Origin of the sequence: Desulfitobacterium hafniense DCB-2 (assembly GCF_000021925.1) — a bacterium.
GTDB lineage: Bacteria > Bacillota > Desulfitobacteriia > Desulfitobacteriales > Desulfitobacteriaceae > Desulfitobacterium > Desulfitobacterium hafniense.
The window spans coordinates 2,020,391-2,033,601 of sequence record NC_011830.1; the positions used below are offsets into that span (position 1 = coordinate 2,020,391).

Below are 13,211 nucleotides of genomic sequence, written 5' to 3' on the forward strand. Positions count from 1 at the left end.
ATGGCACGTTATGCAATGGTTATTGATACACGGAAATGTACGGGCTGTCAGTCCTGCACAGTGGCTTGCCGGGTCAATAATGAACTGCCCATCGATATGATTTATAATCCGGTCATGACCCATGGGCCCCTGGGAAAATTTCCTCATGTGAGGATGGTCCATATTCCTTCTTTATGTATGCATTGTGGCAATTCTCCCTGTGTGGATGCCTGCCCCACCGGGGCATCCCAGCAGCGTGAAGACGGCATCGTCTGGGTGGAAGAAAACAAATGCGTGGGTTGTAAAGCCTGTGTCATGGCCTGCCCTTATGGGGCCCGTGTGTCCAATGGGGCAAAGGGAACCGTCCAGAAATGCAACTTCTGTAAGGATGACCGGGTTGATCAAGGCAAAGTGCCCTGGTGTGTGCAAACCTGTCACCAAAAAGCCCGGATTTTTGGCGATATTGAGGATCAGGACAGCGAAGTATTCAAACTGGTCAATAAAACCAAGACCACAGGGCGCTTGTTGGAAGAACTGGGGACTGAACCCTTTGTCTATTATCTTTATTGATGGGAGGGATAGAAATGAGCCAAAAACATGAAACATGGGGCTGGATGTTAGCCGTGGACTTCTTTTTTGCCGGCATGGGGGCCGCCATGCTGCTCTTTGCCGGGATCGCCGAATTATTGACAGGCAGCAATCTCTCCACGGTGGGGATTCTGGCCGGGGCAGTGTTTATCGCTATGGGAGCCGGGTTGTTAGTCCTGGAATTAGGGAGACCTTTCCAGGCTTTGCGGGTATTTATGAACCCTAAAGCCATCTTAACCTTTGGGGCATGGAATATGTCCATCGCCATTGTCGCCGGCCTCTTTTTAGGTACGTCCTGGCTGGAAGCTTTTCCTTGGTTCGGCCTGGTCGGATTTCGTAAAATCCTGGCCATTGTCTGTATTTTCACCGGTTTTGTAGTTGCTGCCTATCCGGGGGCACTCCTGGCACGGCATAAAGCCCGTCCTTTCTGGAATGGGCCGGGCATGATGGTGCTCTTTTTAACCTCTTCTTTATTGACGGGCCTATCCGCCTATGTGGTAGTAGGTTGGCTGAGCGGGGCGGCACCTGTGATTTATAGTGCTTTCCCGGCCATAGGGGCGGGGCTTTGTGCTTTCCAATTGGTTATATGGATCGGCTATCTTTGGATTAAGAGTTCGGGAACTACTGAGCGGGAAGTGGCGGCTGTTAAGCGCTGGACCAGCGGGAACTTTGCCAACCCTTTCCGGATCGGGTTTATGTTCCTGGGCACGGTGGTGCCCTTGGTACTGTTTCTCATTCCTAATGGATTCTCCACAGGAGTGGCCGGGATCCTGGCAATCCTGGGCGGAGTAATCATGCGCAATCTGGTGGTCTATGCCGGTCAGGATCGCACCTGGCTGCCCGGAGAAGAAAAATATCGGTCAAGACTTCCCCATGGTGATGAAGCTTTCTTACAAAAGGTTTGGACAAAACAGATTTAAAGGGCGGTTGTACTTGTTTCCGCAGCAGCTGGCTGCTGCGGAAACATCGTTCCCAGGCAGAGGCAATTTTAATAGCTTAAGTGATGAAAATAACTTGATTTGCAAAATGGAGGAAGAAGTGTATGAAGCTGCAATGGGAAGAAGGGACGACATTAGCGCAGACACAAAGCGTTTGTCCCCTCTGTCTGAAGGTTGTCCAGGCCCGGATTACCGTTCATGATCAGGCGGTTTATATGGAGAAGGAATGTTCCGAGCACGGCTATTTTACCGTTTATTTATGGCCGGATGTCAATCATTATCAATGGATGCAGCAGTTTAACCTGCCGGCGCTGCCTCCTCATTCGCCTGTGGCCGTCCGGGATGGGTGTCCCAGTGATTGCGGGTTGTGCGAGGCTCATCTGCGCCAGCCGACCCTAGTGGAGATTGAGGTAACGGAAGGGTGCAACCTCCGCTGCCCGGTCTGTTTTATGGCAGCCAATGATTTTCGTCCCGATCCCAATCCAAGCTTAGAGGCACTTGGGGAAAAGTACCGTTATATTCTTAGACACACCAACCCCGATACCAGTATCCAGCTGACGGGGGGAGAACCCACCACCCGTGAGGATTTGGCCGATATTATCCGTTTAGGCCGGGAGATCGGCTTTCAGGCTATTGAAGTGAATACCAACGGGGTGGTGATCGGCCGGAACCCGGATTATCTGCAGAAACTTGCCGAGGCAGGAGTCAGCGGCATCTATCTCCAATTTGACGGGTTGACAGGGGAGGTCTATGAGCAAATACGGGGTGAGAATTTATTGCCCGCCAAGCTTAAAGCCATTGCCAACTGCCGTGAGGCGGGGGTACAAGTGGTTTTAGCCATGACGGTGATCGAAGGAATCAATGAAAAGCAGCTGGGGGAAGTGCTTAAGTTTGCCCTGGCCAACAAAGATGTGATTGTGGGAATTGCGTACCAGCCGGCCTTTGGTTCCGGGCGGTTCGATGTGCCCTTGTCCAAGCGTTTGACTATGGGAGATGTGATCTTTATGCTGGCTGAGCAGAGTGAGGGTATCCTCGAACCCTATGATTTTTGGCCCTTGGGCTGTTCCAATCCTTTATGTTCCAGCTCCGCTTACCTGGTGGAGGATCAGGGTAGAATCGCCTCCCTTTCGCGGCGGCTCACTCCCCGGGAATACAGGGAAGCCATTAATCCCCAGAGTCCCCAAGGTTCGGTTTTTGCCGATATTGCTTTGATGAACTATCCGGATCTTGAACCGGGTTTAACCATCCTCATCGAAAATTATATTGATGCCCGCACGATGGACTTAAAAAAACTGCGGGAATGCAGCATGATCGTTGCCGGCAAATCCGGTGGGCTGACTCCTTTTTGCGGATATCAATTGACCAATATCCATGGCGAAAAGCTATCCGAAATCAGAAAACATCATGATAATCAGAAAGCATCAAGGTGAAGGCGTATGAGTGAAAGAAAAGTCGTTCCGACCAACTGCCGCTTCTGCGGCTATCAATGCGGACTCCTGGCTACGGTGGAGAATGGCAAAGTCCGCAAAGTGCAGCCGGATTCTTCCCGCTATCCCCATAATGCCGGGATCATGCGGGGCTGCAAGCGTTGGCCGTTGATTAGCGAAGTGATGGAGCATCCCCAAAGAATCAACTATCCTCTTAAGCGGGTCGGGGAAAGAGGCAGCGGCCGCTGGGAAAGAATATCCTGGGAACAGGCCCTGGACGAAATAGCCGCTAAGCTGGCCGGTCTCAAGGAAGAGTTTGGCCCGGAGGTCCTGGCCACCAGTATCGGCGGACCCCACACCACCTTCTGGCCTTTGCACCGGTTTTTGGCTCTTTTTGGCAGTCCCAACAATATGGGCATCGGTCAAATCTGCTGGAACCCCGGCATCTGGGCCAATACCCTGACCTATGGCTGGCCTGTGGATATGGAGCTGGACCCGGAGGGGACGGAATGCGCTATCCTCTGGGGGGTTAACCCCTCTCAGTCGGATAACTCTTTGTTCTGGCATACCGTTCAGGAATTTAAACGCCGGGGCAAACCCTTAATTGTGGTGGATCCCCGTTTAACCGGGACGGCACAGGAAGCTCAGCTGTGGCTGCCGGTGCGTCCGGGGACGGATGCGGTACTGGCTTTAGGGCTTTTGCATGTGATTGTTCAAGAGAAACTCTATGCTGAAGAGTTTGTGCAGAATTGGTGTCATGGTTTTGAGCGGTTATGTGACCATCTCATTCCTTATACTCCCGCTTATGTGGAAGAGGTTACGGGTGTGAAAGCAGAGGATGTTGTCAAAGCTGCCCGCCTCTATGGAAAAAGTACCCCGGCTTGCCTGTACAGCGGCAGAGGGATCGATCAACTGGGCTTAAACAGTTTTCCCACCCATCGTGCCCTGGCCATCTTAAGAGCCATCACCGGCAATCTGGATGTGCCCGGGGCTTCCCACTTGAGTGAGATGCCTGATTTTATTCCGGAGTTGGAGCTGGAACTCAGCGAACCCTATGCCGCAACATCTCCTCGGTCGGTATCCCAGGAGAAGCTCCTGTTGCAATCCTATCAAGGCTATGCCAAAGTTCGCGAGCAGACCATGAAGCACAAGAAGCGCCTGCCCATGCGCTATTTAACCTCTGCCCATCCCCATCGCGTCTGGAAGGCCATGCTGACAGGAGAGCCTTATCCCATCCGCTCCATGATCGTGATGGCTTCCAACCCACTCCTGACTCAAGCCGACACTCAGCTGGTCTACAGAGCCTTAAAGAGTCTGGACCTTTTGGTGGTATTGGAGCTGTTTGAAACCCCCACCTCCATGCTGGCGGATTATGTGCTGCCCAGCGCCGGGGTGCTGGAGCGGCCCCTTTTGGAGACTAAGGCCGGGGTGGCCAATATTGCTTATGGAGGGGATCAGGCCGTCGGGCCTTATTATGAACGCCGCCCGGACTATGATTTCTGGAGAGAGTTAGGACTGAGACTGGGGCAGGAAAAGGCATGGCCTTGGCAGACTTACCGTGAAGCCCTGGAATACAGTTTATCCCCCCTGGGCACTACCTGGGATGATTTTTCCGGCAGCGGACTTTATTATCAGGACAATGAGTATCTGAAATATGAGGAGCCCGATGGGCAGGGAAAACCCCAAGGATTTGCCACGGTAAGCGGGAAGGTGGAGATCTACAGCGAACTGCTCCGGGAAATGGGAGCGGATCCCCTGCCCAGTCCCCGGGCACTTCCCCAAGGAAATGCAGACTTTTCCCTGATGCTCATGAGCGGTGCCCGGTTCCAGCCTTACTACGCTTCCAGCTATCATCAGCTGGAAAAGTTGCGGCGGCTGCATCCGGAGCCGATTGCGGAAATGAGTCCGGTGACGGGAGAGAAACTGGGCATCGAGGAAGGCTCCCTGGTGGATGTGGAGACAGAGAGAGGGAAAGCCCGTTTCAGGACCCGGTTTGTTCCCATGTGCGATCATGTGGTGAGCGTGGAGTATGGCTGGTGGTATCCGGAGATGAAGGCGTCGGAACCGGAACTGGGGGGGATTTGGCTGGCCAATGCCAATCTGCTCACCAGTGGGGATTTTGACGCTTCGGATCCCTTAGTAGGGACCTGGACCTATAACGGGATTCCCTGCAGGGTTGCCAAGGTATAACAATAGCAAGGTATAGCGAGGTACTACAAAATATAACAAAGTAACAAAGTAAACAAAGAAGGAGGCCTGGCTCCATGGCGGCAACCATTGCCTTTGCCCAAGGGCAAAGTGAACAGCAAGTGATGGGAATTTTAGGTGCCTATGGTATGGGCATACCTGGAGATGTTGAAGAACTGCTCACCGTTCAAGAGAATGAAGAAATAACGGCCGTGGCCAAGATCGCGGAGTTTGCTGAGGGCAGGTTTTTTCTGGAGGTTATCGGGGTGAAGGATGGGAAGCGATCCCAGGGTGCCGGCAGGCTGCTCTTAGGGAAGATCCTGGCGAATCCCTGGGAATGCTGCCGATATGCATTTTCTGAACAGGAAAATAACCGGGAGTATACTGTGTCAACTTTAGCAAGAGGATATGCGCTGGGTTTCTATGAAAAGATGGGTTTTCAAGCCTGTACACCGGCAGAGATCCCGGAATGGTATCGGGATCAATGTGAGGAATGTCCCGAGCGGAGTACTTGTGAGCCAATGCCGATGATTTATAGTGGAGGAGAGCGAAAATGAAAAAAGCAATCTTAGTATTCACGAAAGTACCGCGGGTAGGGGACTGCAAGACCCGTTTGACAGAAGCCCGGGGAGGTATTCTTACCTACGAGGAGGCCACCCAGTTCTATGAGGCCTGTGTGCTGGATGTGATGGATGTGTGCCTTTCCGTGGAAGAAGCTGATTTTTGGATTTGTTATAACATGGATGGGGATCGCCCTTATCTGGATACTCTTTTGGCTCAGGTTAAGCACCCGGAGAGAATTGCCGGGGTCTTCTCCGATCAGGGAGGGAGCTTTGATGATTGCATGCAATATGCTACAGATTATATTCTTAAGTCCGGCGCCCAGGAGCGGCTGGCCGATGCGGTTTTGATCAGCGGCGGGGATTTACCTACCCTCCAGCCCCATATCCTTAAAGATGCCCTGAAAAAGCTTGAGGTTTTGAGTCACAGCGAAGCAGGATATAAGGTTGCCCTCAGGAAGGTTCAGGATCAAGACGGGATGGAGATTGGTGCCGCTCTGGTTGAAGGAGCCTGTCAGGAAGGCGGTTTTTCCTTAGTGGGGCTGACCTGTACGACGGATTTTGACTTCCATTCCGTTTTCTACAATATGGATGGGGTCACCGCCTTGGATATGCTGGCTGCCAAAGCCATCCGAGAAGAGCTTCCTTTAGCCTATGTGGAAGAAGTTCCCGATGTGGATATCCCTGTGGATTTGGCCAGCCAGATCCCGATGCTGCGGGTCATAGAACATGCCGCCCGCTATGATGATTTAATCATGGTGCCCCACAGAACCATTGGGATTTTAAATCAGTTGGGCATTGAATCGGTGGCTTTACCGCCGGAAAAAAAGCCGGTTTAAATGATAGACCATCGAAAAGATTAGGGGGTGATAGTTATGCTGCCATTATTTGAGCCGATCCGGATTAAAGATTTAGAAATAAAGAACCGCATCGTTATGCCCCCTATGGCTCTGGATATTGCCACAGAGCAGGGTGCCATAACCCATAAATTAATCGAGCACTATCGGATGCGCACCCGGGGTGTGGGCATGATTATTGTCGAGCATGCTTATGTTAACCCTGAGGGGAAGGCTCATCCCCGTCAGTTAGGAATTCATAGGGATGACTTAATTCCAGCCCTGGAGCATCTGGCTGCCGAAATCCATAAGCAGGGAGCGGTGGTGGGAATCCAAATCAGCCATGGGGGAGCGAGATCCATGGGGAATATTTGCGGTCCCTCCAGTATCCAATCCCAATATCTGACACGATTCGGAGAGGCTGATCGGAAAAACTGCCGGGTCCTGCCCAGGAAGCTGGATCAGGAAGGGATCAAAGGAATTATTGCGGACTTTGCCCGGGCCGCCCGCCGGGCCCAAAAAGCCGGTTTTGATTTCGTGGAAATTCATGGTGCCCATGGCTATTTAGTCAACCAGTTTTACTCCCCTCTCACCAATATCCGTCACGATGAGTATGGCGGTTCACTGGAACGGCGCTTGACTTTCCCCTTGGAAGTGGTCAAAAGTGTGCGGCGTGTCGTAGGTAAAAGTATGCCCATATTTTATCGCCTGGGAGCAGACGACCGTCTCCCCGGCGGCAACACAGTCCAGGATAGTGCCCTTGCGGCACAGGCTTTAGAGGCGGCAGGAGTGGACTGTCTGGATCTCTCCGGGGGCATTTCCGGTTATCTCCGCCATGGGGAAGAGGGCTTCTTTGCCTATATGGGCCAAGCGATCAAGCCCCAGGTCACTATTCCGGTTATGGTTACCGGCGGAATTAAAACAGGGAATAAAGCCAATGAAATGATCGCCGGCGGTATTGCCGATTTTGTCGGTGTGGGCCGTACCCTCTTGAAAGAGAATGAGTGGGCTTACAAGGAATGGGTCAGGATGGGTTCCGGAACCTGCCCTTATCAGGCGATTTAGAGAAAGGGAGTATGAGCTGATGAATGCCGTATTAGAAAACATTGAGAACAGTGAAGCCCACTTCCGGTTTACGATTGACTACAAAGTCTTTGCGGACGCTCTGGAGAAAACCTATAAGAAGAATAAGAAGAACTATCAGGTGGCAGGGTTCCGTAAAGGAAGTGTCCCCCGTTCCGTCATCGAATCCCAATATGGTTCCACAGTCTTTTACCAGGAAGCTCTGGACTTGATCATGGCTGATGAATATAAGAAAGCAGTGGAGGGTCTGGCTCTCGATACGATTGGGGATCCGGATATTGAAGTAGGAGAGATCGAAAAAGGGCAAGAATTAAGTGTAAAAGCCAGTGTACCCGTCGTACCGGAAGTGACCTTGGGACAACTTGAAGGAATAGAGGTTGTCATGCCGAAGGCCAGGGAAGTAAAGAAAGCCGATATTGAAAAGTCTTTGGAGGAACTTCAGTACAAGAATAAAAAGATTACCGATAAAGAGATGGAGCCGGCTGAAAAGGGTGATACAGTTACCGTAGACTATGATTGTGAATTGGATGGTACAAAATTTGAACCGGTCGTGGATTACAAAGCCCTGCTTGACGACAGCCCGGACACCATGGGCTTCGAACTCCAGCTTAAGGGTGCCCGAAAGGGAGATATCCTTACTATCGAACAAGTTTTTCCTCAGGATCATCTGCAGCCTCAGATTGCGGGCAAAACGGCCTGTTTTAACGTCACAGTGAAAAAGGTGGAGAGAATCGAGATGCTGCCCTTGGATGACGCCTTTGCTCAAACGGTGGGCAACGTGAGCACAATGGAAGAATTCCGCGCTGAAATTAAGAAAAATCTTGAGGAAGCTGCAGCCCAACGGGTACAAATGCAGCGCAATAATGCCATTTTGAGTGAGCTCTTTAAGAGATGCCAAGTCAAGATCCCGGAGTCCCTGATCATGCAACGGGCCATGAGCATGCTGGAACAATTCTCCGGCCAGTTGGAGGCTGAAGGGGGAACCTTGGATCTTTATCTCCAGCTGATGAATAGAAAAAGCGAAGACTTCAAAAGAGAAGTTTGGCAAGATGCCGAGAATTCTCTGAAAGCAGACTATATCCTGGATAAGGTCATTAAAGAAAAGGGCTATACCGTCAGCGAAGAAGAGCTCAACCAAGGCTGTGAGAAATTTGCCCTCAGTATTAATATGGCGCCGGAGAATGCCAGACAAAATCTGGGGCCTCTTGTCAATAAAGTAGAGTATGATCTTAAAGCGGAAAAAGCATTCCACTATCTATTGGAACATGCTGTGATCAGGGAAGGTAATAAAATGGCCTGATAACGGCAGCCACGGTGAAAGCGGCGACAGGCCAATTGAATTAGATGGGGAGGCTTCAGGGATGATGTCTCCGGCAGGCAGGAGGAGAAACCAGGGGCCGTTGCTTACGAACTAACCAGTTCGTGAACAACGGCCCTTTTTTGCTTGTTTATGGGTGCGGATTTTTAGACAACTATCCGATGTTACTGCTGCTTCAAAATAGTAAATAGTCCTTCTCTCACTGTCAAGATACGAGTTCTTTCGCTTTGACCGCGGCACTGCCGGCATCCGGGGCAAATCCATCAGCACCAATTTCATCAGCGAACTGCTGGCTAACAGGAGCACCGCCGACAATCACTTTGAATCCTGTAAGTCCGCTTCCTTTGATGGTCTGGACAGCTTCTTTCAACGCCGGCATCGTGGTGGTCAAAAGCCCCGAACAAGCCACTAAGGTGACGTTCTTATGATCTTTAATTGCTTCAATCCATTTCGTTGCCGGCACATCGACACCCAGATCCACTATTGCAAACCCGGCGCTTTCCATCATCATAGAAACAAGGTTTTTGCCGATATCGTGCAGGTCACCGGCGACAGTTCCGATGATGCAGGTGCCTAAGGAACTGCCGCTGCCGTTTGCCATGAGCGGTTTCAAAACATCGACGCCTTTAGCCATGGCTTTAGCGGACATCAGCATTTCCGGAACATAAATTTCTCCGGCGGAAAATTTGTCTCCAACAACACTCATCGAATCAACCATGGCTTGCAGAATATCCTGAGCCGCACTTCCTTCAGCGAGCGCTTCCTGAACCAGAACGGGAACTTGTCTCATTTTTCCGGCCTCTACCATTGCTTTGACTTCTTCTATTTTCGCCATTTTTAAAATTCCTCCTTAATGAAATCAGATAAGTTATTTTTTCTGGCCGAATCTTCCGTCACGGAAGGCACTGATGTATTCCATGCAGTATTCATCCTGTCCCAGGAGGGCTTCGGTCGCGAAGATCATGCCGGCTAAATCCTGATTGGTCGGGTCGATAATGCCGCTGTCCATACCCGCATTCATGGCCAGGACCAGGAAGGCCTGATTAACCAGTTTACGGACCGGCAGATTGAAAGAAACGTTACTGCAGCCGCCGGTGATATGAACAGACGGATACTGGCGTTTAATTTCCTTCATGACGCCGACAATCATGTTGATGCCGTCTTCCGAGGTGCAGAGCATTTCCACCAGGGGGTCGATGTGCAGGCGGGACGGCGCGATATTAAATTCTCCGGCCCTTTTCATGATGTGGGAAAAGACTTCGAGCCGTTTCTCCGCGGTTTTGGAAATGCCGCTGTCATCGCATAATAGCGCTGCTACTTCCCATTTGGTATCGGCAATGAGCGGGAAGATTACATCGATTTTATCTCCTTCTCCCGATACGGAATTAATCAGACCAGGGCGCTTGCAGAACGGAATAGCCTCGACGATCGCCTGTACATGGGGGCTGTCGATGCAGATCGGGGTATCGGTCACTTCCTGCACCAGATCAATCAGCCATCTTAAAGTCTCCACTTCGATATTAACATCGGTGGAGGCACAGACATCGATGAAGTTTGCGCCGGCATCGGCTTGAATCTTTGCCAGGTTGCGAATGAAGTCAGAATTCCTTTCCGCAATGGCTCTCGCGACGGAAGGAATAGCGCCGTTGATTTTTTCGCCAATGATAATCATGAATTTCCTCCTAAAATTATTTTTCCAAAGCTGTTAGACGCCATATAGAAGACGGGACTGCTTATAAAGCTCTTCTCTGAAGGCAGTCGTCATGATCTTAAGGTCCGCCTGGGCGTACTGACTGAACGTAGTGGGTTTATTCGGATTGCAGTATTTTTCCGCGTATGCTTTGGCCGAAGCTCTTTGCTCTTCTTCCGAAGCTGTCTCCGGATCAAACAAATCGTCAGGCGCGGTGGCGATAATGATTTTATCCCCGTACAGTTCATAGATTTTTCCAATATCGTTCATTAACTGCGGATTCCAGGAGTCAAAGCCCGCCTCGATCATATTGGGAACCTGTTTGATCAGATTGCCGCAGCTGTGCAGGTCGCAGTATCTGCCCTTAAAATGAAGGAAATCAGTCAGCCTTCTCATATAAGGAACAATCATTTCCCTAACGGTTGCCGGAGAAAAGAAGGTATCTTTCTGCGAACCCCAGTCATCATGGATTACAAAATAGTCAATCTGAGGAAAATGTTTAAGCTGTTTATCACAAATTTCAATATATAAGTTTGTGAGCTTGTCAAAAAATTCCTTAACAGCGTCCTGCTGGTCCTCATCACTGATGGCCAGCACCGCGCCTTCAAAATCCATAAAAGCAATCAGGCGTTCGAACCAGCCGTTCAAAAGCATACCGTGGATGGCATTCGTCTTATTTAAGTACGTTTCATTGGCCTTTTGACAGCCCGTCCAATCCCATTTGGCGATATCAGGCCAAATGACCTTATCCTTAAGCTCATTGGCATCTTCAATAAACGGCTTGCCGGGCCGGACCATGGAGCCTCTCGCCGAAGGCACGTATTCCCACTCAATGCCGAAAAGATCCTTGCCGCCTGTCGTATTGGTCACCCCAGGAACAAATGTTCCATCGATGACCAGCGCTCTGGCTACGTAATCCGGGTGGATAGGCGGCGTAAATGGCGCCGCTTCCACTCCCATGTTCAGCATAACCTGCCAAATCGGTTTTCTTTCAAACAAAGCTTTGATCGCTTCCTTGCCTGTGACAGGAAAATTGTAGATGGGGATGGGCTGGTATCCAAAACGATTGGGGATTTCAGCAATGACTTTAAGTTCACTGGGGTCAAATTTTGGAATACTCATAAAATAAAACCTCCTAAAAATTATTTTTTTAACTATCAGATACAACGGGAATGCAGATAAAGTTGGTTGCATGCCTGCTGTTTATCCCGGCGCCTTGTTTATTTCCTCCAAGGTTCTTTTGCTTGTTTTCTGTCCAAATATCAAAGCGACGATTGCTGTGACGATTATTATTCCTGCATTGACCAAGTGAACCCCCAACCAGCCATATGTCGCCAAGATCGGCGGGACGATAAGCACAATGACGGCGGACAGGATGCGGACTTGTCCCATAATTAACCCTACGGCGGTGCTTCTGATGTGGGTAGGATAGGATTCAGCCAGATAAGTATAAAGGATAGACACCGAGCCGCCGCCAAAGACCCTGCTTAAAAATACCGCTGCGATAATGACTGCCGGTGTTGGAAAAAAGCCGCATACGACAAAGGTCATCCCATTAATAATTGAAAATAAAGCCAAAGGCCCCTTGCGACCGCCCTTATCGGAAACCAAAGAAGCGGACAGATCGCCAAAAGGTATTCCCCACCAGGATAAGGCCATGATCGACAACACCAATGTTAACTGAAACCCAGCATATTCCTGCAGGATAGCAGGATAAAAACCGCCTAACATCTGGGCCCCCAATACTACTCCATCCGTGATAATAACAAGTATAATGGTCCGCTTAAGATATTCCTTACTGAGTATTAGTTTTAAGGTGGATAGACTGCTGCTTTTTTTAATTTTCTCCGGGACTTCCGAACTTAAATCAACCTCTCGCCCGGTAATTTCGCGAATAACTTTTTCTGCTTCCGTTATCCGTCCTTTGGACACCAGCCAACGCGGGGACTCTTTAAAAACAATGAAACAAAACGGCAATAATAAAATACTGGTGCCGCCCAGGACGAAAATATAACGCCAGCTTTCAGTACTCAGCGGAACAACCCACCGGGCAAATGCCGCACCCACAGGGATGGCGATCGTTCCACAGGCCATGGTTAGGGCTTGATATCTTCCCCTATGCTCGCTTGGCATCATTTCCGCTATATAAACCATCGCCACGACCAACATACCGATAACACCCAGGCCGGTAAAAAAACGGGTGATCGCTAATGTATGAAAATTGAATGCCAGAGCGTTTCCCAGGGATCCGAGTGAAAATATGGCAACGCATAAGATGATCGTTTTCTTTCGTCCTATCTTGTCCGCAATCCAGCCGCCAAAAATAGCTCCCAAAAACATTCCCACAAAACCGTAGGAATTTACTTGAGCAATTTGTTCCATCGTAAGTCCCCAGGTTTTAACCAATACCGGTGCTGCATAAGCAAAGGTACCTACGTCCATCTGGTCAAACATGTAACATATTGCTGCCAACCATAACATTCTCTTATGAGAAGAAGTGAGCTTCATATCGTCAAAATAGGTTGGAGCACTTTGATCTGATCCTGTCATTGTCATCAGGCCTTTCGCTTTTCTTTAACTAAACAGTCATGCTGTCCGCCATTAT

Annotated in this window: 12 protein-coding genes; 8 read left to right on the forward strand and 4 right to left on the reverse strand. The window is 50.1% G+C overall.

Annotated features, from left to right (window positions below):
* The 8 genes from DHAF_RS09385 to tig all read left to right on the forward strand — a co-directional run bounded on the left by DHAF_RS09385 (position 1) and on the right by tig (position 8,898).
* Positions 1–549, forward strand: coding sequence for a 4Fe-4S dicluster domain-containing protein (locus DHAF_RS09385; protein ID WP_011461174.1), 549 nt, complete (start codon positions 1–3; stop codon positions 547–549).
* A gap of 14 nt (positions 550–563) precedes the next feature.
* Complete coding sequence (gene nrfD / locus DHAF_RS09390) at positions 564–1,487, forward strand: NrfD/PsrC family molybdoenzyme membrane anchor subunit (RefSeq protein WP_015943719.1); 924 nt, start codon at positions 564–566, stop codon at positions 1,485–1,487.
* Between the two features lie 122 nt (positions 1,488–1,609).
* Positions 1,610–2,935, forward strand: coding sequence for a radical SAM protein (locus DHAF_RS09395; RefSeq protein WP_015943720.1), 1,326 nt, complete (start codon positions 1,610–1,612; stop codon positions 2,933–2,935).
* Positions 2,936–2,941: 6 nt separating this feature from the next.
* Positions 2,942–5,122: a molybdopterin-dependent oxidoreductase gene (locus DHAF_RS09400; RefSeq protein WP_015943721.1), complete on the forward strand. Its 2,181-nt coding sequence runs from the start codon at positions 2,942–2,944 to the stop codon at positions 5,120–5,122.
* Positions 5,123–5,196: 74 nt separating this feature from the next.
* A complete protein-coding gene (locus DHAF_RS09405) occupies positions 5,197–5,676 on the forward strand; it encodes a GNAT family N-acetyltransferase (protein WP_005809118.1) in 480 nt (159 codons plus the stop codon).
* The gene (locus DHAF_RS09410) at positions 5,673–6,518 is read left to right on the forward strand and encodes a TIGR04282 family arsenosugar biosynthesis glycosyltransferase (protein ID WP_005809116.1); all 846 of its coding nucleotides are present in this window, start codon (positions 5,673–5,675) and stop codon (positions 6,516–6,518) included. Before DHAF_RS09405 ends, DHAF_RS09410 begins: the two co-directional genes overlap by 4 nt.
* 36 nt (positions 6,519–6,554) lie before the next feature.
* A complete protein-coding gene (locus tag DHAF_RS09415) occupies positions 6,555–7,580 on the forward strand; it encodes an NADH:flavin oxidoreductase (protein WP_015943722.1) in 1,026 nt (341 codons plus the stop codon).
* 19 nt (positions 7,581–7,599) lie between these two features.
* A complete protein-coding gene (gene tig, locus DHAF_RS09420; protein ID WP_015943723.1) occupies positions 7,600–8,898 on the forward strand; it encodes a trigger factor in 1,299 nt (432 codons plus the stop codon).
* Between the two features lie 223 nt (positions 8,899–9,121).
* Here tig and DHAF_RS09425 read toward each other — a convergent pair whose 3' ends face one another.
* The 4 genes from DHAF_RS09425 to DHAF_RS09440 all read right to left on the reverse strand — a co-directional run bounded on the left by DHAF_RS09425 (position 9,122) and on the right by DHAF_RS09440 (position 13,078).
* Positions 9,122–9,751 carry a corrinoid protein gene (locus DHAF_RS09425; RefSeq protein ID WP_015943724.1) on the reverse strand — a complete coding sequence of 210 codons (630 nt, stop codon included), beginning with the start codon at positions 9,749–9,751 and terminating at the stop codon, positions 9,122–9,124.
* A gap of 33 nt (positions 9,752–9,784) precedes the next feature.
* The gene (locus DHAF_RS09430) at positions 9,785–10,588 is read right to left on the reverse strand and encodes a methyltetrahydrofolate cobalamin methyltransferase (protein WP_015943725.1); all 804 of its coding nucleotides are present in this window, start codon (positions 10,586–10,588) and stop codon (positions 9,785–9,787) included.
* Between the two features lie 33 nt (positions 10,589–10,621).
* The gene (locus tag DHAF_RS09435) at positions 10,622–11,728 is read right to left on the reverse strand and encodes a uroporphyrinogen decarboxylase family protein (protein ID WP_015943726.1); all 1,107 of its coding nucleotides are present in this window, start codon (positions 11,726–11,728) and stop codon (positions 10,622–10,624) included.
* 81 nt (positions 11,729–11,809) lie between these two features.
* Entirely contained in the window at positions 11,810–13,078 is a 1,269-nt protein-coding gene (locus DHAF_RS09440; protein WP_158304530.1) for an MFS transporter, read from the reverse strand.
* Positions 13,079–13,211: the final 133 nt, after the last annotated feature.